The following is a 20831-nucleotide window of genomic DNA, read 5'->3' on the forward strand; positions in this document are numbered from 1 at the left end:
TGGTGACGCCGCGGTAGCTAAGTAGTACTGAATAGACTAAAATAGCCATACTCACGGTGAGTATGGCTATTTTGCGTGGCACGATGCTTTTAACGAAGTTAGAGGCTATTTTTGTAAGCACCGTTTTACTCTAGACTTTACTTTTCAGTTTGCCAATGGCGACCCTGATTAATTTCAACTTTCTTTGCCACCAAAGCTAACGGATCAACACCCAATTTTTCGCACATGTAAAAACAATAAATCAACGTATCCGCAATTTCTTCTTGTACGTGCTGGGTCTGCTGTTCATCTAATTCTGTATCAGCCGGTTGCCATTGAAATATTTCCAACACTTCACTAGCCTCTAGATTCAATGAAATAGCTAAATCTTTGAGATTATGGTATTTTTGCCAACCACGCTGATCACGGAATTCAATTAAATCTTTTATAACTTGCTCATATTTAGTCGCCATTTTTTCTCCTTAACTAAGTAAATGTTGTGAACCTGCCGCCGCTAACAGTGCCGCTTGCAATTGCGGATCAACTGCGTAAATAAACAAGCCATGGACGCCACGTGTCAGCAATACATTTAATTCATTTTGTAGTAGCTCATCAGCCACCGTTTTTTTCTCGCCATTTTTCATTGTTCTTTTGCGCGTGGCCTTTTTGTTTTCGCTGGCTTCAGGATCAAAAATAACGTGGCCCGCCCGATATTTGACTGACGGCCCAATAATGACGCCAGCAAAATTCAAATCGAAGCCTTGAATGGTGTAGGTTGATCCTGCTTCGTGAATCGTCTGTGGTTGTTCTGCCCACGCTAAGCCTCTGTTGGCGCGCTTTTGTGCTTTAGTTTGTGGTAGTTGTAAATTCCATGGTAACGACCAATCACCAGCTTTGACGCGCCAATAATCGTCGTCGGCTGGGGCTGTTTTATTGACATATTTCCAATCAAAGGTTGCCAAAATCCGTGAAAGGCCTGCTGCTGCGTTTTCTTTTTCAGTCGCGTGTTGACTGATTTTTTGATAAACGGTTTGTGCATCTGGCGCAATTTTTAATTGATAGCCTTTTTTATCAGCGGGAATCGGTGTAATTTTGCGGTCAAAAACCAGCTTTCTGATCCAATCAATGGTTGGCTGCTCCGCTGAAATGCGTTGTTGATCCTTTAGCTGCACCAGATTGCCGGTTGTGCTGGCCTCAATTTCCATGTTCCTTAATTCCTGTTTATCCCAATATTCTTCGGTGGTCAGCATCTGATGCCGATCAAAAACAACCACCACAACTTTAGCTAATTGTAAGAGATCGGCTAACTGATTCTTGCCGCGGTAGGATTGCTTCCCTTGGGTCCATAATAAGTGCGCCTCATCAACTAAAATGACATCAACTTTTTCTGCTGCAGCATGCCGATTAATAAACCGAGTTGGCTTACTAACAATATCAATGTCCAGTCGTTCCAAGCCTAGTTTCTTAGCAATTTGCTTATAAACGGTTAACTGCTGGTCATGATTGATCAACAAGTAACTGTGTGGCTTAATTTTGGCCGTAACTGGTTGGTTTAACAACTCAGCATTCAGCTCATAGAACAAGTTACTTAATAAGACCGTTTTACCAGAGCCAGCTTCGCCTTCAACAAAAATCAATTGCCCCGTTTTAGACTGCGCCAGCGCATGCTCAATTTTTTGATAAATTAATTGTTTAGCAGCGATTTGTTCAGCTGTTAATTTATGAAATGGTGACGCCTTAAATAACGCCGAATCACGAATAAGGCTTTCAACCGGAAAAAGCTTACTGTCGTAATGATGTAGTCCACGCCAAATTTTAGACATAATTGGCTGTAACTCATCAGCGGTATAATACTCGTTTTGCGCATTAGTCCGCCGATTATTTAATTGTTTGATACTATCAACACTTAATAAGTACATCATCAGCTGGTTCTCAATATCTAGCGTCAGCGATTTATTAAAATGATCATGCCCAATCACAAACATCCGCCCTTGCTGCGCTGTGGCCAGTTGCTGCCAATCGGTGCGTTTGCTAACGTCATCATACAGGTGCTGGCCAGTCCGCCGCTTAATATTCGTCGTTTCGCCAACATACACCGTATATTGTGCATTGTTATCCTTATCGCGAATAATATAAACGGTTGGATAATCTAGTAATAATTTTTGCGCGTTTTTATTTTCACCAATATTACTTAATAATTCTGCGGTAAAGTTATCGCTATAAGTTACTTCACTAATAATCGGTTTACTGATCGTCACTGATAAAGCCCCCATTTGATCCACCAATTTTCCAAAGTCACATTAGGTCAGCTAAGCAAGTTGCTTTGCCGACACCTAATTGCGCTCAATAGAATTATAACAAAATTCTCAGCTGTCAATAGCCGTATTTAGCCAAATCGACACACTAAAAGTTGACCATGATAAATATTTTGGCTCAGCTAGGTTTACATGCTACAATAATATCAAAATACAGCGTTAACATTTTTCCCACAAAGGAGGCCCCACCATGCCAACAGCACCTTTCGCCGACTACCTCGCCAAGATCGCCCCTGAACAGCGTGAGCGCACCACCGAAATTCTCGACTGGGTCAGCACCACTTACCCGCAGCTGGTACCGCGAGTGGCGTGGAACCAACCGATGTTCACCGATCATGGTACTTTTATCATCGGCTTCAGCAATTCGAAAAAGCACCTCGCCGTGTCACCGGAAGCCGCTGGGATCAGCCATTTTGCCCCATTGATCGAAGCAGCCGGCTACCCGCACACCAAGAACTTAATGCAATTGCCGTGGGCCAGCGCAGTCAATTACGACTTATTGGCTCAAATGATCAACTTTAATTTAAGCGACAAAGCTGATACGACCACGTTTTGGCGCAAGTAAAATAGACTAAAAATGCACCCGCAGCATTGGACTAAACGCCAATACTGCGGGTGCATGTCATTTTTAAGCTCCTTGCAACCGCTAAGCCACTTATTTACTAGCATTTCTAACTAAAATATCGTCGATGATCGCCTGTAAGGTCACTTGATTCATGCTGTTTTCGGCAGCTTGTTGAACATGATCATAAACCACATTGAGTGTGTCCTGAATATTGCCGCCAACAATACACCGTGGGTTAGTTTTTTCATCAACATGTAAGAGTTGCTGGTTGTCTTCAATTGCCTGATAAACATCTAGCAACGTGATGGTTTCTGCTGGTCGTGCCAGCTTCGTAGCGACTTTGCCCGGTTGACTGGTTAATAGATTAGCCTTAACCAATAACGACATTAACCGGCGCACTAAGCTTGGATTTGATTCAACACTACTGGCAATGGTGTTACTTGACGGATCACCGTCCTTACATATCTCAACGAAAGTAAGAATATGCACCGCATCACTTAGTTTATGCGAATATTTCATACAACTAACCTCACTTATATTTTTGGCGTCACGCTCAATAACGGCCTATTTGGTGATTTCGCTGATCGCTGCAGGTAATGGTTGTAGGTCATGGCCCAATACAGTCGCTAAAGCGGTCGTTTCTTCATCTAAGTTTCCCTCACGGATCAACGCTTGGCCCATTGCTTTAAACCCAGCAACTGCTGCGGGCAAGCCACTAGCACTGAGTTTCTGTTTGTATTCAGCGTCATTAATTGATAATACGTCAAATTTCTGATTAGTCAATTGGGCCGTGGCCGTGGCTAAATCTTGGTACGTTCGCGCGGCGCCGGCAAATTCGTAGATCGGTGCTGGCTGTTCAGTGACTAAAACCTTAGCGGCAGCCGCGGCGTACTCACGTTCCAACGCCCAGCCAGCGCGGCCAGCTGCTGCAGAATAAATAAATGGTTGACCCGCTAAAGCAGGCTTGATCGTACCTAATTCATTTTCCAAATACCAATTGTTTCTTAGAAATGAATGGGCTAAGCCGGCAGCGCTGATAGCTTGCTCGGTTGCTTGATGATCGGCGGCCAACGGCGTTTGCGATTTATCAGCCTTAGGAAAGCTCGTGTAAGCAATATAGCTGACGCCGGCTTTTTTAGCGGCTTGAACCACGTTTAAATGTTGTTGCTCACGCGGCATTGCTGCACCGGGTTGTGAAGAGACGAAAAGTAATTTATCGATACCACTTAAGGATGTCGTCAGTGTCGCCACATCGGTGTAATCGCCGGGCCTTACTTCTACCCCAGCGGGAACTGATTGCTGCGCTTTTTCAACGTTACGGGCTAAGGCCACAATATCAGTCGCTGGGACTAATTTTGCGAGCGCTTGGAGCGCACTTGTACCAAACTTACCAGTTGCACCTGTGATTGCATATTTCATAATAATAGGCGTCCTTTCACTTTCTGTAACTTTCTAATTAACTTGTTATTAACATAGTAACAGTAAAAGCCGCTTTTGTCCATGGTAAATATGCCTGGCGGCTGGAAATGACCGCAACACGCGCAGGGTCCGCGACTAGCAGCCTAATGGAAATTTAGCCAAATTAAAAAAGCAACGGTTGCCCGTTACTTTTTTAGTATTGCAATAATGCTAACATATCATAATCCTTAATCTTTTCCCGGCCGCCTAGATCTTTTAATTCGATCAAGAAGGCAGTACCGACAACAATGCCGCCGAGTTCTTCGACTAATTTGATGGTTGCAGCAATCGTGCCCCCAGTGGCTAATAGATCATCAGTGACCAAGACGCGTTGGCCTGGCTTGATTGCATCCTTGTGCAAGTACAAGGTTGATTTGCCGTATTCGAGGCCATAGCTAGCCGAAATGGTTGGCCGTGGTAACTTGCCCTTTTTCCGTGCTGGCGCAAAACCGAGGCCTAACTTGTAGGCAACGGGACAGCCAACGATAAAACCGCGGGCTTCAGGGCCAACGATCATATCAACGCCTTTATCTTGTGCATAAGCGGCAATTTGGTCCGTTGCCTGTTGGTAAGCCACACCGTCCGCCATTAGTGGCGAGATATCGCGGTAAACGATCCCCGGCTCCGGAAAATCGGACACGCTGGCAATATAATCATGTAAATCAACTGACATTACTTTTCGCTCCTTCATCTGGCACAATTTGTGCGTTTAACCATGTTTTAAGTTCTTGGTAGTTGCTGTAAACGAGTGCCTGTTCAGCGTCCATTTGTTGTTGGCGCTGCTGATAACTGGCGGCCGACTGCAAGTCAGCCTTGGCAGGTTGCGCCACGCCGGTCATAACACCATCAACTATTTTAACAAAGCCGAGGTCAGAAAACACTTGAATCATGAAAATTAATAGGTCTTTTTTAAGTTGTAAATGCTTGGCCAAAACTGGCAACTGGGTCCGCACGTTGACCGTTTGTTTAGTCGCCGTGAATTTAAATAACCGCCCGAATTCAGCGCGCGTCGGTAGCCCAGCTAAGTAAACTGGATGTTGCATATAGAAAAAGCAGATCAGCTTGTCAAATTCAGTTTGATGCTGCTTCAGCAAGGCTTGTAGTGCCGCCAAAGTTGGCGGTACGTCGACTAAGACCAGCGTTGCGCCGAGTGCCGTAAATTCATCAGTCGCCAGCACTGCCGTGGCGTCAGCTGGTAAATAAGTCGCCAGTTGTTGCTGTAACTTGGCCGAGAAAAAGACATACGTCGCGGTATATTGGAATAAGTGGCGCGTTAAATGCGTGGTCCGCTTATCAATAATTTCCAGGCCACTGGTGGCAAAATCAGTCAGTTGCAACTGCAGCGTGCGCCGTCCTTGCCATTCATTTTCGCCTAATTCACCGACAACGGTCACCGTATCTGCCGCCATTAAATCGTCGGCGTACTGCCCTTTTTGAAACGCGATCACGTCAAGCGCAGACGTTCCACTCGTCAATTTAAATTTCAAATGTGCTTGTTCCGTGCCGATTGCCCGCACCCCGGTCACTTTTTCCGGCGTGATGGCAATTTTTGGTGCTGGATTATCGGTCCCAAAAGGCGCCAACTGCTGGCACGCCTGTAAAAAGTCGCTGGTGACTTCTGGTACGGTCAACTTAAGGTCAACCTGCAAGTCGTCACTACCTTGATGACGCAGATCTACGGCGTCAGCTTGAGCTTCCAAGCCGGCGGCAAGGGGCGCTAAATTAGCGGCACTAACTGCTAATCCAACGGCCATATGGTGACCACCAAAACTCGTCATCAAGTCGCGATACTGATCTAGTGCCTTAAATAAATTAAACGCCTGCACACTGCGCCCAGATCCCTTTAAGCTATGATCAGCCCGCTGCGTCAACATCAGCGTTGGCTTCCCAGTTGCTTCAACGATGCGGCTGGCAACAATGCCTAATACGCCTTCGTGCCAGTCTGGGTGCGCCAACACCAAGGTTTGCCGTTGCCTATTTTCTGGTGTCTGCGCCATTTCCATGGCGGTAGCGGCAATATCTTTCACGTACTGTTGGCGGCGTTCATTTTGCGTTTGGACAAACTTAGCCAGCTGCGTTGCTTCATCTGGATCAAAGGTTGTTAATAATTTGACGCCGTCTTTAGCATCACCTAAGCGCCCTAACGCATTTAAGCGTGGGCCAATGCCAAAGCCGATCGCCTGTTCGTCGATTTTAGCCTGCTCGAGCCCGGCAACCTCACACAGCGCCGTGATTCCTGGCCGCGTGGATTGTTGTAATTGTTGCAGACCTAGGCTGACTAGCGCCCGATTTTCACCAGTCAATGAGACTAAATCACTGATCGTACCGATTGCTGCTAGGTCAAAGCTATCACTAGCGGTTTCTTCCATCAACGCACTGGCCAGCTTAAAGGCCACGCCCACCCCAGCTAAGTCGCCAAAGGGGTACTGGCCGTCTGGATGACGTGGATGGATAATGGCAAAGGCTGGCGGTAATTCTGGTGGCAATTCATGATGGTCCGTGACGATCACGTCAACACCATGTTCTTGCGCGTAAGCAATAGGCCCGTTGCCGCTGATCCCATTATCTACGGTAATGATCAATTGAGTCTGCGCCGCAAGTAACTTTTCAAACGCAGCTTCATGGGGGCCGTAGCCTTCATCAAAACGATTGGGGATATAGATGTTAACGTTGGCGCCTAAGCCTTCCAGCGTTTCCATCATCAAGCTAGTACTGGTCACGCCATCAGCGTCGTAATCGCCATAGACTGTGATCAGTTGATTTTCTTCAATGGCCTGACGAATACGGTCAACCGCCTTTTGCATGCCAAATAATAAGAGCGGATCATGCAATTGATCCACTCCCGGATTTAAAAATTCTTCAATTTTCGTTGGATCAGTTAAACCACGATTGATCAATAAGCGGACTACCGCTGGGGCTAGCTGACATTTTTCCGCTAGCTCCGTGACCAAAGTTGCCCGTGGTTGTGGTAAATATTGCCAATTATAACGGGATTTCATTCAGAACTTCACACTCCCAACCAAACTATTATAACAAAATACCGACTGATTGAAAGCTTTGTTTATTTCGCGCCTGACTCCGTACTGGCAGCCGCGCTAGTTTGTTGCTGTAAGGCGTTGATCTGATCTTCTTTTTCCGCTAATTGCGTGTTTAATTTGGCGGTAGCCGTAGCCACTGCCTGATCGACGGCGATATCTTGTTGCTTTTTTTCAGCCGTTAAGGCCTTGACCTGCCGCCGCAACCCAAGCGCGCTCATTGTCGAAACTAAAACCGTCACCAACGCGCCGAGTAACAACGACACAATGATCACGATGATCAATGGCCATTTAGCCGTGCCAAACGCAAAATTAACCGTCACTGGATCGACATTTAAAATTGCAAAAATAACGATCACTAACGCTAACAACAAAACTAAGACTAAGCGCCATTGATTTTTCATATTATACTGCCTCCAAAATCATTCATTTACGATCAAATAAGGGACTGGCAATCAACCGATCAGTCAAAGCCGGCAATAACGGCCGTAATCGCGCCGCCAGCTCCATCGGCCACGGTGCATTCAATTCGCGGCGCTTTTGCTGCATCGCGCGGATAATGCGGGCGGCCAACTGATCCGCATCGAGGGCAATGCCACTGACTGCCTGCGCGTAGTGATCAGTTGGATCAGCCACGTGGGCAAATTCCGTTTTAATTGGCCCCGGATTAACCGTTAAGACGTGGATGCCCAGCGGCCGCAATTCCATCCGCAAGCCATTGGAATACGTGATCACCGCCGCTTTGGCCGCCGCGTAAATGCTGGCCTTAGGCGTCACTAATTTACCGGCTTGTGAGGCAATATTGACGATCAGCCCTTGATGCAAGGCGGCCATGCCCAAGCCAACTTGTTGCGTCAATTGAATGAGACTCAGTACATCGAGCTCAAATAATTGCCGCGTTTTCGCCATTGGAAAATCCAACGCACGCTCAAAATAGCCGGCGCCCGCGTTGTTGATCAACACATCGACCGCCCCAACTTTGCGCTTTAGAACTTGTTGCAACTGCTCAATTTGCGCCGGTTGCGTGAGGTCGATGCGCACCGCCAACGCCCGCTTACCTGAAAGCGCGCGTGCCTTGGCGGCCACCTGCCGCAGCCGTTCGCCACGCCGGGCACACAAAACTAAGTTAGCCCCTTGCCGCGCCGCCGCGAAAGCTAGCGCAGCCCCTAAGCCACTAGAAGCACCGGTGATCAAAATCGTTTTATTCGCTAGATCCATGCCTTTTACCCCTTTGCCGTTAATTTTTCTGTAACGGAATCGGTATCTGATCGAAATCTTTCATGACCCGCGTGTGTGGGAAAACTTGCCGCGCCTCGGATTGTAACTCGTGCGCAGCCTTGCCCACATAACGCGCGGAAATATGCGTTAATAATAATTGCTTAACGTGGGCTTTTTTTGCCACTTCTGCCGCTTGGGTACTGGTTGAATGGTAGTAATTATGCGCAATACGGCCATCCGCTTGGCCAAAAGTACTTTCGTGCACTAAGACATCAGCGTCAGCCGCTAAGGTGTACGCATTGGCTGTCCGCCGAGTATCGCCTAAAATCGTCACGATCCGCCCCTTTTGCGCTGGGCCAATAAAGTCGCTACTTGGCACCACCGTACCGTCAGCTAAGGTAACGTCTTGACCAGCTTTAATTTTACCATATTCCGGTCCCGGTTTGACCCCAGCCGCCTGTAATTTAGCAACTAATAACTCGCCGGTATGATCCTTTTCAACCACCCGATAACCAAAACTGGCGATCCGATGATCTAAGGTTTGGCAGTCGACCCGGAAAGTATCATCTTCGAACACTTTCGTATTTTCCGTTAATTCAACAAACTTTAAGGTGTAGGTCAAGCGTGTATCCGACACCCGCAAACTAGTTTGCACGTAGTCGCGGATCCCCTTTGGTCCATAAATGGTCAGTGGTTGGTCGCCGCCCTGAAATGAACGACTGCTTAAAAAGCCTGGCAAGCCAAAAATATGGTCGCCATGTAAATGCGTGATAAAAATCTTTTCCACTTTCCGTGGTCGAATGGTCGTCCGCAAAATTTGTTGTTGCGTGCCTTCACCGACATCAAACAACCAAACGGCGTTGCGTTCATCTAAAAGCTTTAAGGCAATGCTGGTCACATTACGATAACGGGCTGGCGAACCAGCGCCTGTTCCAAGAAATTCTAATTCCATCAGTTTCATTCATCCATTTCTATCATCTATTCCGCTAAGTCCGATTAAAAACCGTTCCGTTTCATCGACATACGTTTCAATTATATTTTAAATTACCCAAATTCACAAATATATCTATTTAAGCAGTAATTCGCCATTTGCGCAACTGAAATTAATCAAACAAGCGCCCGCCGTGTAAAGTAGCCGCTTGCTTGCAACTAGTTGGGCCCTTAAAACTCGCATCCCTTTATCCACCAAAAATAAGCGTGAGCCAGCGCCCACGCCTACAATCTAATGATGTTCTTTTTTAATGTGCTCCAGCGGAAAACTAACGACAAAGCGCGAGCCATGCGGTTCATTGGCCAAAACTTTGATCGTGCCTTGATGGCTATCAACGATCCATTTAGCAATCGCCAAGCCCAGCCCATTACCGCCAGTTTTACGGCTATGCGACTTGTCTTCACGATAAAAACGTTCAAAAACGGCCTTGCGATTTTCCGGCGCGATCCCGATACCCGTGTCAGCGACTTCAACCTGCCAGCGATTATTGTGCGCTGCGGCTTTAAATTGAATTTGATCGCCAGTTTGCGTATATTTCAACGCATTATCCAACAAGATCACCAACAATTGATGGATCCGTTTCTGATCGACCATTTGTTGCTCATTTAAATCAATTTGCGCGGTAAAGGTTTTATCCTGACTACCGGCAATTTCCGAGTACGGTGCAATGACTTGGCGTAAAAAGTCCGCCGTATCCGTTGGCTGCCGCGTGATCTGGGTCATATTTGAATCAGAGCGCGCTAACATGAGTAGATCACGGGTCAATTGATTTAACCGGCGCGTTTCTGCTAGTGACAACGCGATTGGTTCCATTTGGCTGATGATTTTTTCGTTAGGCTTCGTCAACAAAAGTTCCATTTTACTTTGAATGATCGTTAATGGCGTGCGCAATTCGTGGGCCGCATTGGCCACAAAGTCTTGCTGCTGTTGCCACGACTTCAGAATTGGCCGCATATTCCAGCGCGACAATAAGTAACTAAGCAGAATTGAGAGCAACCAGAAAAATAACATGGTCAAAATCAAGACGCTACGGAAACTTTGAATCGCTTGGTCCTCAGAATCAATGTTTTGGATGATCTGAACGTACTTACCCGCATAAAGCTTAGAATTATTGCTGGCTGGCACCTTCACCAATAACGAACGGAATTTACTGCCATCACTAGTCGTCAGGCTAACAATTTCGCCTTTTTGCTTCGGGTGCAGCGAGATCCCCTCTAATAAGGTATAGCGATCGCCTAACATTTGCGTGTTGGTAACCTTACCCTTACTATTGTAAATCAAAAAGTTAATGCGAAAATCGGGGGGCGGCGTGCCTTGATGCTTAACCGTCTTGACCTGCTTGCCGCCTTTAGCACTCGCCTGATTGGCCGTCTTGGTTTTAAAATTAGCCAACAACAATTGGCTACGTTTCATTTCTAATTCTTGATCAATATTGCGGTAAATTTCGTGCTGAAACGACAGGTAAACGATCGTCCCTAATGACAGAAAAATCACCGCAAAACTAATCAATTCAGTTAGAAATAATCTGATTTGTTGCTTACGGTTAACAACTTTCATGCGGTCACTTCCACCATGTAGCCGACATTCCGCAGTGTTTTGATCATCGTATCTGCGTGGTACGGCTTTAATTTTTTACGCAAGTTACTCATATAAACCTCCACGACGGTGATGCTGGTTTCAGAATCAAAGCCCCATAAACGATCAAAAATCTGCTCTTTCGTGATAATGGTATTTTGATTTTCTACCAAATAGACTAATAGGTCAAATTCCTTTCCGTTCAGGCGGATCTCCGCATCATCTACGACCACGCTACGATTTTGTAAATTGACGCTTAGCGGGCCCACTGCCAACACATTTTCCTGATAAAAATGGCCACTGCGCTTCAATAACGCCTTGATCCGCGCAATCAACTCTTCGCGGTGAAATGGTTTGGTTAAATAATCATCGGCACCAACGTTGAAGCCATGCAATTTATCATCGATCCCATCCTTAGCCGTTAAAATCAAAACTGGCGTCTCTAAATGTTGTTGGCGTAACGACTTTAAAATATCATAGCCATTTTTCCCTGGTAACATTAGATCCAAAATAATCAGATCATAAATACCCTGACCGGCAGCAAACTCGCCTTCTTCGCCATCGTACACTTGATCAACATCTAAAAAATCGGTAATAAAATCACGGACGCTGGCTGATAATTCAACATCGTCTTCAACTAGTAACGCTTTGGCACTTTTAACCAATTTACCCACCTCATATTTTCTAGCGCACAACCCAACCGATCGTGCAACAACCACTATTATCGTTAAGCCCTTGACACCTTGACAGTGCGCTAGGTTCTAAAACATGGCGCAAAAGGCGGCGACGTACTTGCCAGCTTTTGTGCCATGTCGACATCACAGGACGTTTTGCTCGCCTTGTAATCTAACTATAAAATAACTAGCTTAAATTAAACTTAATGTTTAAGCTGGGCCAAGATTTGTTCCGCAATAAACTCAGCGTAATGCTGCTTGCCCACCTGATTTGGATGCACTTGATCATCGTAGAACCAATCTGGATGATTATTACTATACGTGTACCAATCAATAATGGTCAGATTCGGCCACCGCTTAGTCGCTGCACTTAATGAATTATTAACTGTATTCTGCCAATTACGCGTGGGGACACGCACATTGACCCAGAAAACCTGGCGCTGACTCCCCACCGTCTGCATGATCTGATCTAATTGCTGGTTGGTAAAGGCGCCATTGGTTCCTAGGCCGACTAAAACCACGTTGGCCAAAACACCTTTGCGCTTATAATTCGCCAAAATATCATTACTGCTACGCACTTGGCGCCCGACTGCTGCGTCAACGATCATTTGTGGAAAAATTTTCTGCAGGCTGTCGACGCTATCCAACATAACTGAGTCGCCGACCCCAACAATGGCTAATTGTTGCGCTTGCTGCGTTTGGGCTGTGGTTAAGCCCCCGACTGCCGCAACACTGCTACTACTAGCGCTACTTGCCGCGCTGGAGCCTTGTGCCTTAGCCTGCTGCTTCTTTTTCTTAGCCGCAGCGATCAATTTAGCGTTGCGCGCCGAATTTTCCTTCGCGTTACGCTTAATGTTACGAGCCAACGCTGATTTTTCTGTGGTCGCGTGGGCAGGTGCTTGCGCTGCGCCAGCTAAGCCGACAGCAAATACAGCTAGTGCTGGTACTAACAACCAGCGCCGCCAGCCCTTGGTCCGCCATGACCCTAAGTGCCGCCACTGCACGTGACTAAGCGGCTTTTCAACAAAGCGATAAGAAAGCTCACTAAGCACCATGATCAGCGCTAATTGAATCAAGTTATGCAGCCACGGCCAATGCGCGATGTTGTGCACTTGGTTTTCATAAAAAATCATCACTGGAAATTGATACAAGTAAATGCCGTAACTGCGCTTACCCAGCCACGTAAAAAGCGGATTGGTCAGCCAGCGATTAACCTGCGCACCCGGATGGACCGTTGCCGCCAACAGCAACATCACGAAAATCGTAAATAGCACCATGCCACCCCGATAAACGAAGCTACTTTGCGCATCAACTAAACCCATCATCGCCACGATCGCAATTAAACTGACCACACCAAGTCCATTCAGCAACCGCTGCTGGGGCCGCCCAATTTTAGGCTTAAGCTCCGTGCTCGGCCAAATTAAAGCCATAAACGCACCAAAGAAAATCGCAAAGGCCCGCGTATCGGTACCATAATAAACACGGCTTGGATCATGCCCCGGTACGAAAAGAAAGGCCATTAACAACGCCGATAAAACACCGAGGCCTAACAACAGATTAGACACTTGATGACGGTACTTTGTCACCAAAAATAACGTAACGATCAGTATCGGCCAGACCAAATAAAATTGGCCCTCGATCGAAAGTGTCCACAAATGGGTAAAAGGCGATTCATTGTTGGCAAAACGGTCAAAATAAGACTGACCATGCAAGATCTGCCACCAATTATAAACATACAGCAAGTTACTCCAGAGAATACCACGTAACTGCGCCAATAACTGCCGCTGAAACAGCGTCATGTACGCTGCCGTTGCAAACAGCATGGTGACCAGCGCCGGATAAAGCCGCTTGACCCGCCGGCGATAAAAATCCACTAGAGCAATGTGACCGTTTTGATCCCATTCTTGCACCAAGAGATCGGTAATTAAATAGCCTGTCAACACTAAAAAAATAACGACGCCGAGAAAGCCACCCGGTACGGTGAATGGAATCAAGTGATATAAAATAACGCCGATCACTGCAATTGCCCGTAAGCCGTTGATTCCGGTAATGTAGCGGCTGTTTGCCAATCTTTTTTTATGTTCCATAATTTGCCACAACCTATTTTTTTAATTCAAAATTACTCAACAAATTCAAAAGTGAACTCATCAATTTGGACTAAATCACCATTTTTAGCACCTTTAGCCCGCAAAGCATCATCGATCCCCATACCACGTAATTGCCGTGCAAAGCGCATAACACTGTCGTCATGCTCTAAATTAGCCATTTGGTATAAGCGTTCAACTTTTTCACCAGTGATCACAAAAACGCCATCGTCAATTTCAATATCAAAGGCCGGCTTGCTGTCAGCAACAAAATCATATTGTTTCTCAGTAGCCGTTGGTTCTTCGCTATAAAGTGGAAAGGCTGGTGTGGCCTCCAATAGATCAGCAGTGGCCAACAATAACTCATTTAACCCTTGATGTGCGATCGCCGCGATTGGGAAAATAAGTGCCGTAATTTCGGCTGCCGCTAGCTGCTTTTTAAAGGTAGCTAAGTTATCCGCGCTATCGGGCATATCCATTTTAGTCGCCACGATGATCTGTGGCCGTTCCAACAAGCTAGGATCGTATTTAGCCAATTCAGCATTGATCTTTTCAAAATCATTAAATGGATCTTGTTCATCAACACCACTCATATCAACTAAATGGAGCAAAACCCGCGTCCGTTCGATATGGCGCAAGAACTCGATACCTAGACCAACCCCATTGGCGGCGCCTTCGATCAAGCCCGGCATATCCGCCGCCGCAAAGCTACGGCCATCCGGTAAACTAACCATCCCTAAATTAGGCACTAATGTTGTAAAATGATAAGCGCCAATTTTCGGCTTGGCACTCGTGATAACTGACAATAAGGTCGATTTCCCAACTGAAGGAAAACCAATCAAGCCAACATCAGCCAATAATTTCAATTCCAAACTCACGTCTACTTCACTACCAGGTTCACCGTTTTCGGCGATCTCTGGTGCAGGGTTACGCGGCGAGGCAAAATGCACATTCCCGCGACCGCCACGACCCCCTTTAGCAATAACTAATTCTTGACCGTCGTCAGTTAGATCACCTAATAAATGATCATCAACAACGCGCCGTACAGTTGTGCCAGGTGGAACGCTGATGATCGTATCTTTAGCGCCGCGACCAGTCATCCCTTTGTTCATGCCGTTTTCACCACTAGGCGCCTTGAAGATCCGCTTGTAACGGAAATCCATTAACGTCCGCAGTCCTTCATCTACCTTTAAAATAATACTGCCACCGCGGCCGCCATCACCACCGGCTGGGCCACCAAGCGGCACAAACTTTTCACGCCGGAAAGCAACCAATCCGTTGCCACCGTGCCCTGCTCTAGCTGTAATTTTAACTTGATCAATAAACAAGCTAATTTCCTCCTCAAATAATGACTAATTAACGCATTTAAGCGGTTATTAAAATTTTTTTTGATAATCATGAATTTCACAGATCTGGTTACGCCCATCCTAAACTAACCATCAGGTAAAAGTCTAGCCACAACGTCTAGGCGGTAAAAATTAAAATTCAGATACTATCTAATTGTAAAGAAAAAAGTGGGTGCTGTCTACACACTAAACAAACAAATGTGCGCCTGTTTCGTTACTGATTCTTAAATTTTTACTAAGAAACTTCATATTATAGCACACCTGTGACCGCTAACTAAGCGCCAGCGGTTTAACCATCATCTAATGAAGCAACCAGTTTACGGCCAGCAATTAATTAGGCTGTGCTTATTTTATCATTTCTACGTTAAGCAAAAACAGTTCCTTGTGAATTGTTATCTATTTTTAGATAGCGCTACCATTATTGATTAAACAGCTTTTACATTATTGAACTATTATTTTTTGTGCAATATTTCACTTGTAAATCAGTAATGAATTTGCTATGCTCAAGACGTAGTAAAAGTTATTTTTAGGCCTAAAAAAATTTGAAAGAAGATGGATCTTTGATGAAAGCTGCTGTGGTCCGCGATCCTGTTGATGGCTATGTTGATATCGTCGAAAAAACGTTACGCCCACTGGAATTCAACGAAGCGTTAGTTGACGTTGAATATTGTGGTCTCTGTCACACTGACCTCCACGTTGCCGCTGGTGATTTCGGCAAAGTACCTGGCCGTATTATCGGACACGAAGGCGTTGGCCGCGTTAGCCAACTTGGTCCCGGGGTGACTTGCCTGAAGCTGGGTGACCGCGTCTCGATTGCTTGGTTCTATGGTAGCTGTGGCCACTGCGAATACTGCCTAACTGGCCGCGAAACCCTTTGTCGTAGCGTTCGCAACTCCGGCTTTACCGTTGATGGCGCCATGGCCCAGCAAGTTATTGTCGATGCCAACTACGCCGTTAAAGTGCCAGCTGGCTTAGATCCAGTTGAGGCCAGCTCGATCACTTGCGCCGGCGTCACTATGTACAAGTCACTGATCGTTGGCCACACCAAACCGGGTGATTGGGTCTCGGTCGTTGGCGCCGGTGGCCTCGGCAACCTTGCCATTCAGTACGCCAAAAACGTTTTTGGTGCCCGCGTCGTGGTCGTCGATGGTAATCCAGATAAGTTAGCCGCCGCCAAAGCTTTAGGCGCTGATATTTTGATCAACCGCCATGAAGTCGACGTCCCAGCAGAAATTCAGCGCCAAGTCGGTGGCGTCAATAACGCCCAAGTCACGTCCGTCAGCGCCGATGCTTTTAACGCCGCAATCGATTCATTGCGGCCAAATGGCTGTTTAGTCGCCGTCGCCCTCCCCCAAGGTGACATGAAACTCAACATTGCCAAAACCGTTTTGGATGGCATCCAAGTTGCTGGGTCCTTAGTCGGCACCCGCCAAGACTTAGCCGAAGCCTTCGAATTTGGCGCTGAAGGCAAGGTCCACCCCATCGTTCATACCCGTAAGTTAAGCGAGGTCAATGATATCATCGATGAAATGAAGGCCGGTAAAATCGTTGGCCGCGAAGTCATCGACATGTCACTTTAAACAAAATTAATCGCGCGACCTGAATAAAGGACTTTAATTTCTGCGTTCATTTTTTACAGAAATTAAAGCCCTTTATTTTTTTCACGGCCAAAACGCGCTTTAATCACCTTTTGCGGCTTTTTATAAACGTTTTTGAATGAATTTGAAAGATTTCTATTGATTTTGAATGATTTTGGTGGTAAATTAATTATTGCGGAGGTGAGGTAAGTGCTTACAGAAGAACGCCATCAATTTATTCTTAATCAATTAAAGCAACATGACATTATAAAATTACACGACTTGATCGCGGCGACCAACGCATCTGAATCAACCATCCGCCGTGATCTACTGTTAATGGAAGAAGCCGGCTTGTTAGTGCGCGTTCACGGCGGCGCCAAGCGCGTGGCCGCTTTGCAAACTGAACTGGCCGTCAGCGAAAAATCCAATCAAAGCATTAACGAAAAGGAAGCTGTCGCTAAATTAGCCGTTTCCTGTTTAACGCCGCAAGATGTGATTTTCTTAGACGCTGGCACCACCACTTTGGCGATGATCCCCTATCTAAAAGCAACAACTAACTTAACCGTGGTCACTAACGGCGTGAATCACGCGTCACTACTAGCCGACTACGATATTCGTTGTTTCCTACTCGGTGGCCGTTTAAAAAACGTCACCAAAGCGATCATCGGCGCCGACAGTATTGCCGCCTTGCAGCAATACCGATTTAACAAAGTCTTCCTTGGTACCAATGGTGTCCATCTGCGCTACGGTTACACCACCCCCGATCCTGATGAAGCGACGATCAAGCGCGCGGCCATTGCCCAAGCGGAAATGACCATTGTCTTGGCCGATCACACCAAATTCGGCCAAGTGTCATTCACTAAATTTGGTGACTTAGCAAAAGCCACGATCGTCACGGATCATTTAAATCAAACTGAACTCGATCAATATCAGCAACAAACAGACATTTTGGAGGCGATCAAATGATTTATACGGTAACGGTCAATCCATCAATTGACTATATCGTACAACTGCCCCAGCTAGAACTAGGCGCAGTTAATCGAATGACCTATGACACCAAGCTCCCTGGTGGTAAAGGCATCAATGTATCACGCATTTTAAACCAATTAAAGGTTGAAAACGCCGCTTGGGGCTTTCTTGGTGGCTTTACTGGCGAATTCATTCAACAGCAATTAGCCGCTGAAAACTTAACCACCGACTTCACTAAAATTAACGCCGACACTAGAATCAACGTTAAAATCAAGGCCGGCGAAGAAACTGAGATCAACGGCCAAGGCCCGGCTATCACTGCCGCAGCCAGCGCTGATTTCACGGCTAAATTTGACCAACTCCAAGCTGGCGATATTGTCGTGATGTCTGGTAGCTTGCCAAAATCCTTGCCTGAAAGCTTCTATCACGATTTAATTCCGTTGATCCAAGCCCACGGCGCCGATTTTGTCATCGACACAACTAGCCAAGCGCTGCTAGATACCTTAAGCGCGCAGCCATTAGTCGTTAAACCCAATCATCATGAATTAGCCGCGTTATTCAACGTCACGCTGGCCGATGACGCCGCGATCGTTAAATACGGCCGCAAATTACTCGACCTTGGCGCTAAAAACGCCTTAGTTTCCATGGCTGGTGCCGGTGCCTTCTTGATCACACCAGACCAAGTTTACAAATCAACTGCACCAAAAGGCACCGTGATCAACTCAGTTGGCGCCGGTGACTCGATGATCGCCGGTTTTGTCGGCACCTTCAGCCAGACGCAAGATCCATTAAAGAGTTTTGCAACTGGCCTCGCTTGCGGCAGTGCCACCGCCTTCTCCGAAGATTTAGCCAACCAAGCTAAAATCGCCGAAGTCCGCCAAAGCATCACCATCAAGCAATATACTGCTTAACTAAAACGGCGCCGCTCGCCTAGTTGCGCTTTTTGCAACGTAGCGAGAAAGGACATCCGTATTTGAAAATAACAGTTTCGGTAACGAAACTTAACCCACATATTGAGAAGGAGTGTAACATTCATGGATATTCGTGACCTACTACTTAAAGACGTCATGATCATGGACCTAAAAGCAACGACTAAAGCCGCTGCCATCGATGAATTGGTTCATCAATACTTTGTCAAAGGCATCATCAATGACGAAGACTTATACAAAAAAGACATCATTAAGCGTGAAGCGGAATCAACAACTGGGATCGGTGACGGTATTGCCATGCCCCACGCTAAAAACAAAGCCGTACAACGGGCCACTGTTTTATTTGCTAAAAGTGATGCCGGCGTTGATTTTGACGCTTTAGACGGTCATCCCGTTCATTTATTCTTCATGATCGCCGCTCCCGAAGGCGCCAACAATACCCATTTACAGGCTTTAGCTGCCCTTTCCAGCTTATTGATCAATCCTGAGCTCGTGGCGGCCTTGAAGCAGGCTAAAACACCAGATGACGTGCAAAAGTTATTTGCGGACGCCGAAGCTGCTAAAGAAGCCAAGGATGCTGCTGATGAAGCGGCCCAAAAGGCCAAAGAACAAGCAGCCGCCGCAACTACCAGCACCCAGCGGCCTTATATCGTTGCCGTTTCCGCTTGTCCAACTGGGATCGCCCATACTTACATGGCCGAAGCTGCTTTGAAAAAGCAAGCCGAAGCTATGAACGTCGACATCAAAGTTGAAACCAATGGCTCTGAAGGCGTCAAACACCGCCTAACCGCTGATGATATCAACCGGGCCATTGGCGTTATCATTACTGCCGACAAAAAGGTAGAAATGGATCGCTTTGATGGCAAACATTTACTTAATCGCCCTGTGATCGATGGCATCAAAAATCCGGAAGAATTGATCAACGAAACGCTGGCTGAAAAAGGCTCAATTTTCCACGCAACTGGTGCCGATGGCAGTTCAAACAATGATGACGGTGAACGCAAATCAGCTTGGAGCACAATTTACGCTAATTTAATGAATGGTATTTCCAATATGTTACCATTCGTCGTTGGTGGTGGTATTTTAATGGCCATCTCCTTCATGGTCGAACAAACCGTTGGCGCCCACTCAACCACCTTTATCTTCTTAAATGGGATTGGTAACTGGGCCTTTAGCTTCTTGATTCCTGTCTTAGCTGCTTACATCGCCGTTTCAATTGGTGATCGGCCGGCGTTAATGCCTGGTTTTGTTGGTGGTTTCATGGCCAACACTGCCGCCGCAAGTATCGTTAAAACAACTAGTGTCGCCGGTTTCTTAGGCGGTCTAGCTGCAGGTTTCATTGCCGGCTACGTCATTGTCTTATTGAAACACCTTTTCCGCAACTTGCCTAAGTCATTGGACGGTTTGAAACCAATGATCTTCTACCCGATCCTAGGCTTACTGATCGTCGGTTTCCTGATGTACTTCATTGTTGACCCTATTTTTGCGGTGATCAACCATGGTTTAACCACCTTCTTGAAGAGCATGGGCACGGGTAATGCGATCTTGTTAGGCACCGTCCTCGGGGGCATGATGTCCATCGATATGGGTGGTCCCTTCAACAAGGCCGCTTACACCTTTGCCATTGGCGTTTACACCGCAACTGGTGACGGTAAATTAATGGCCGCCGTCATGGTCGGTGGCATGGTCCCACCTTTGGCAACTGCGATCGCCACGACTTTCTGGAAAAACAAATTTACCGCTGACGAACGCAAAGCTGGTATTTCTAACTACGTTTTAGGTATTTCCTTCATTACTGAAGGTGCGATTCCATTTGCCGCTTCTGACCCCTTACACGTGATCGTATCAAGTGTGATCGGTGCAGCCTTAGGCGGTGGCTTAACGCAATTGTGGCACGTTTCCGTGCCAGCGCCCCATGGTGGTTTGTGGGTAACCCCACTAGCGACTAACTGGGTCTTCTACCTCTTAGCCGTGGTCATCGGTGCTTTGGTCTCCGGGATCATCCTCGGTATCTGGCGGCCAGCATTAAAAGAAGAAAACTAATATATAAGTAAAAAGTGCGGCTCTTTGTCAAATCCTGTTGATAGCTAATTTTAGGCAGAATTGGAAGTTAAGC

The 20831-nt window shown here is 46.5% G+C and carries 18 protein-coding genes; 5 read left to right on the top strand and 13 right to left on the bottom strand.

All coding sequences use genetic code 11. The features are described from left to right. Positions 1-137: 137 nt before the first annotated feature. Both EKM80_RS12300 and EKM80_RS12305 read right to left on the bottom strand, forming a co-directional pair. Entirely contained in the window at positions 138-452 is a 315-nt protein-coding gene (locus EKM80_RS12300) for a nucleotide pyrophosphohydrolase (RefSeq protein WP_125553633.1), read from the bottom strand. A 9-nt stretch (positions 453-461) separates the two neighbouring features. Then, the gene (locus EKM80_RS12305) at positions 462-2237 is read right to left on the bottom strand and encodes a DUF2075 domain-containing protein (protein ID WP_191985953.1); all 1776 of its coding nucleotides are present in this window, start codon (positions 2235-2237) and stop codon (positions 462-464) included. Positions 2238-2484: 247 nt separating this feature from the next. Here EKM80_RS12305 and EKM80_RS12310 point away from each other — a divergent pair, with 247 nt between their 5' ends. Beyond that, on the top strand, positions 2485-2859 hold the full coding sequence (locus EKM80_RS12310) for an iron chaperone (RefSeq protein WP_125553637.1): 375 nt from the start codon (positions 2485-2487) through the stop codon (positions 2857-2859). Between the two features lie 90 nt (positions 2860-2949). Here the strand turns inward: EKM80_RS12310 and EKM80_RS12315 are convergent, their stop codons facing one another. The 11 genes from EKM80_RS12315 to obgE form a co-directional block, all read right to left on the bottom strand. Then, positions 2950-3378, bottom strand: a complete 429-nt coding sequence (locus tag EKM80_RS12315) for an Rrf2 family transcriptional regulator (protein WP_125553639.1) — start codon at positions 3376-3378, stop codon at positions 2950-2952. A 45-nt stretch (positions 3379-3423) separates the two neighbouring features. Further along, positions 3424-4278 carry an NAD(P)H-binding protein gene (locus EKM80_RS12320; protein WP_125553641.1) on the bottom strand — a complete coding sequence of 285 codons (855 nt, stop codon included), beginning with the start codon at positions 4276-4278 and terminating at the stop codon, positions 3424-3426. A gap of 193 nt (positions 4279-4471) precedes the next feature. Next, a complete protein-coding gene (locus EKM80_RS12325; RefSeq protein WP_125553643.1) occupies positions 4472-4990 on the bottom strand; it encodes an adenine phosphoribosyltransferase in 519 nt (172 codons plus the stop codon). Then, on the bottom strand, positions 4980-7316 hold the full coding sequence (gene recJ, locus EKM80_RS12330) for a single-stranded-DNA-specific exonuclease RecJ (RefSeq protein WP_125553645.1): 2337 nt from the start codon (positions 7314-7316) through the stop codon (positions 4980-4982). Before recJ ends, EKM80_RS12325 begins: the two co-directional genes overlap by 11 nt. A 62-nt stretch (positions 7317-7378) precedes the next feature. Beyond that, entirely contained in the window at positions 7379-7756 is a 378-nt protein-coding gene (locus tag EKM80_RS12335; RefSeq protein WP_125553647.1) for a LapA family protein, read from the bottom strand. Between the two features lie 22 nt (positions 7757-7778). Next, positions 7779-8570 carry an SDR family NAD(P)-dependent oxidoreductase gene (locus EKM80_RS12340; protein WP_125553649.1) on the bottom strand — a complete coding sequence of 264 codons (792 nt, stop codon included), beginning with the start codon at positions 8568-8570 and terminating at the stop codon, positions 7779-7781. Between the two features lie 19 nt (positions 8571-8589). Beyond that, positions 8590-9522 carry a ribonuclease Z gene (rnz, locus tag EKM80_RS12345; RefSeq protein ID WP_125553651.1) on the bottom strand — a complete coding sequence of 311 codons (933 nt, stop codon included), beginning with the start codon at positions 9520-9522 and terminating at the stop codon, positions 8590-8592. Between the two features lie 270 nt (positions 9523-9792). Continuing rightward, positions 9793-11118, bottom strand: coding sequence for a sensor histidine kinase (locus EKM80_RS12350; protein WP_125553653.1), 1326 nt, complete (start codon positions 11116-11118; stop codon positions 9793-9795). Further along, positions 11115-11801, bottom strand: coding sequence for a response regulator transcription factor (locus EKM80_RS12355; protein ID WP_125553655.1), 687 nt, complete (start codon positions 11799-11801; stop codon positions 11115-11117). The genes EKM80_RS12350 and EKM80_RS12355 overlap by 4 nt, the downstream gene beginning before the upstream one ends. Positions 11802-12013: 212 nt before the next feature. Next, positions 12014-13897 carry an acyltransferase family protein gene (locus EKM80_RS12360; RefSeq protein WP_125553657.1) on the bottom strand — a complete coding sequence of 628 codons (1884 nt, stop codon included), beginning with the start codon at positions 13895-13897 and terminating at the stop codon, positions 12014-12016. Between the two features lie 32 nt (positions 13898-13929). Then, the gene (gene obgE, locus EKM80_RS12365) at positions 13930-15222 is read right to left on the bottom strand and encodes a GTPase ObgE (protein ID WP_125553659.1); all 1293 of its coding nucleotides are present in this window, start codon (positions 15220-15222) and stop codon (positions 13930-13932) included. Between the two features lie 581 nt (positions 15223-15803). Here obgE and adhP point away from each other — a divergent pair. The 4 genes from adhP to EKM80_RS12385 all read left to right on the top strand — a co-directional run bounded on the left by adhP (position 15804) and on the right by EKM80_RS12385 (position 20758). Beyond that, entirely contained in the window at positions 15804-16820 is a 1017-nt protein-coding gene (gene adhP / locus EKM80_RS12370; protein WP_125553662.1) for an alcohol dehydrogenase AdhP, read from the top strand. Positions 16821-17027: 207 nt separating this feature from the next. Further along, on the top strand, positions 17028-17783 hold the full coding sequence (locus tag EKM80_RS12375; RefSeq protein WP_125553664.1) for a DeoR/GlpR family DNA-binding transcription regulator: 756 nt from the start codon (positions 17028-17030) through the stop codon (positions 17781-17783). Then, positions 17780-18697, top strand: a complete 918-nt coding sequence (gene pfkB / locus EKM80_RS12380; RefSeq protein ID WP_125553666.1) for a 1-phosphofructokinase — start codon at positions 17780-17782, stop codon at positions 18695-18697. The genes EKM80_RS12375 and pfkB overlap by 4 nt, the downstream gene beginning before the upstream one ends. Before the next feature lie 123 nt (positions 18698-18820). Next, positions 18821-20758 (top strand): PTS fructose transporter subunit IIABC, encoded by a 1938-nt coding sequence (locus tag EKM80_RS12385; RefSeq protein WP_125553668.1) that lies wholly within the window; start codon positions 18821-18823, stop codon positions 20756-20758. The last annotated feature ends 73 nt before the right edge of the window (positions 20759-20831 follow it).

Origin of the sequence: Loigolactobacillus jiayinensis (genome assembly GCF_003946445.1) — a bacterium.
Lineage (GTDB): Bacteria > Bacillota > Bacilli > Lactobacillales > Lactobacillaceae > Loigolactobacillus > Loigolactobacillus jiayinensis.

Excerpts from the sequence above, each read along its gene's own strand:
- EKM80_RS12300 (WP_125553633.1), bottom strand. The coding sequence starts at position 452 with ATGGCGACTAAATATGAGCAAGTTATAAAAGATTTAATTGAATTCCGT.
- EKM80_RS12310 (WP_125553637.1), top strand. The coding sequence starts at position 2,485 with ATGCCAACAGCACCTTTCGCCGACTACCTCGCCAAGATCGCCCCTGAA.
- EKM80_RS12315 (WP_125553639.1), bottom strand. The coding sequence starts at position 3,378 with ATGAAATATTCGCATAAACTAAGTGATGCGGTGCATATTCTTACTTTC.
- EKM80_RS12320 (WP_125553641.1), bottom strand. The coding sequence starts at position 4,278 with ATGAAATATGCAATCACAGGTGCAACTGGTAAGTTTGGTACAAGTGCG.
- EKM80_RS12325 (WP_125553643.1), bottom strand. The coding sequence starts at position 4,990 with ATGTCAGTTGATTTACATGATTATATTGCCAGCGTGTCCGATTTTCCG.
- recJ (WP_125553645.1), bottom strand. The coding sequence starts at position 7,316 with ATGAAATCCCGTTATAATTGGCAATATTTACCACAACCACGGGCAACT.
- EKM80_RS12335 (WP_125553647.1), bottom strand. The coding sequence starts at position 7,756 with ATGAAAAATCAATGGCGCTTAGTCTTAGTTTTGTTGTTAGCGTTAGTG.
- EKM80_RS12340 (WP_125553649.1), bottom strand. The coding sequence starts at position 8,570 with ATGGATCTAGCGAATAAAACGATTTTGATCACCGGTGCTTCTAGTGGC.
- rnz (WP_125553651.1), bottom strand. The coding sequence starts at position 9,522 with ATGGAATTAGAATTTCTTGGAACAGGCGCTGGTTCGCCAGCCCGTTAT.
- EKM80_RS12350 (WP_125553653.1), bottom strand. The coding sequence starts at position 11,118 with ATGAAAGTTGTTAACCGTAAGCAACAAATCAGATTATTTCTAACTGAA.
- EKM80_RS12360 (WP_125553657.1), bottom strand. The coding sequence starts at position 13,897 with ATGGAACATAAAAAAAGATTGGCAAACAGCCGCTACATTACCGGAATC.
- adhP (WP_125553662.1), top strand. The coding sequence starts at position 15,804 with ATGAAAGCTGCTGTGGTCCGCGATCCTGTTGATGGCTATGTTGATATC.
- pfkB (WP_125553666.1), top strand. The coding sequence starts at position 17,780 with ATGATTTATACGGTAACGGTCAATCCATCAATTGACTATATCGTACAA.
- EKM80_RS12385 (WP_125553668.1), top strand. The coding sequence starts at position 18,821 with ATGGATATTCGTGACCTACTACTTAAAGACGTCATGATCATGGACCTA.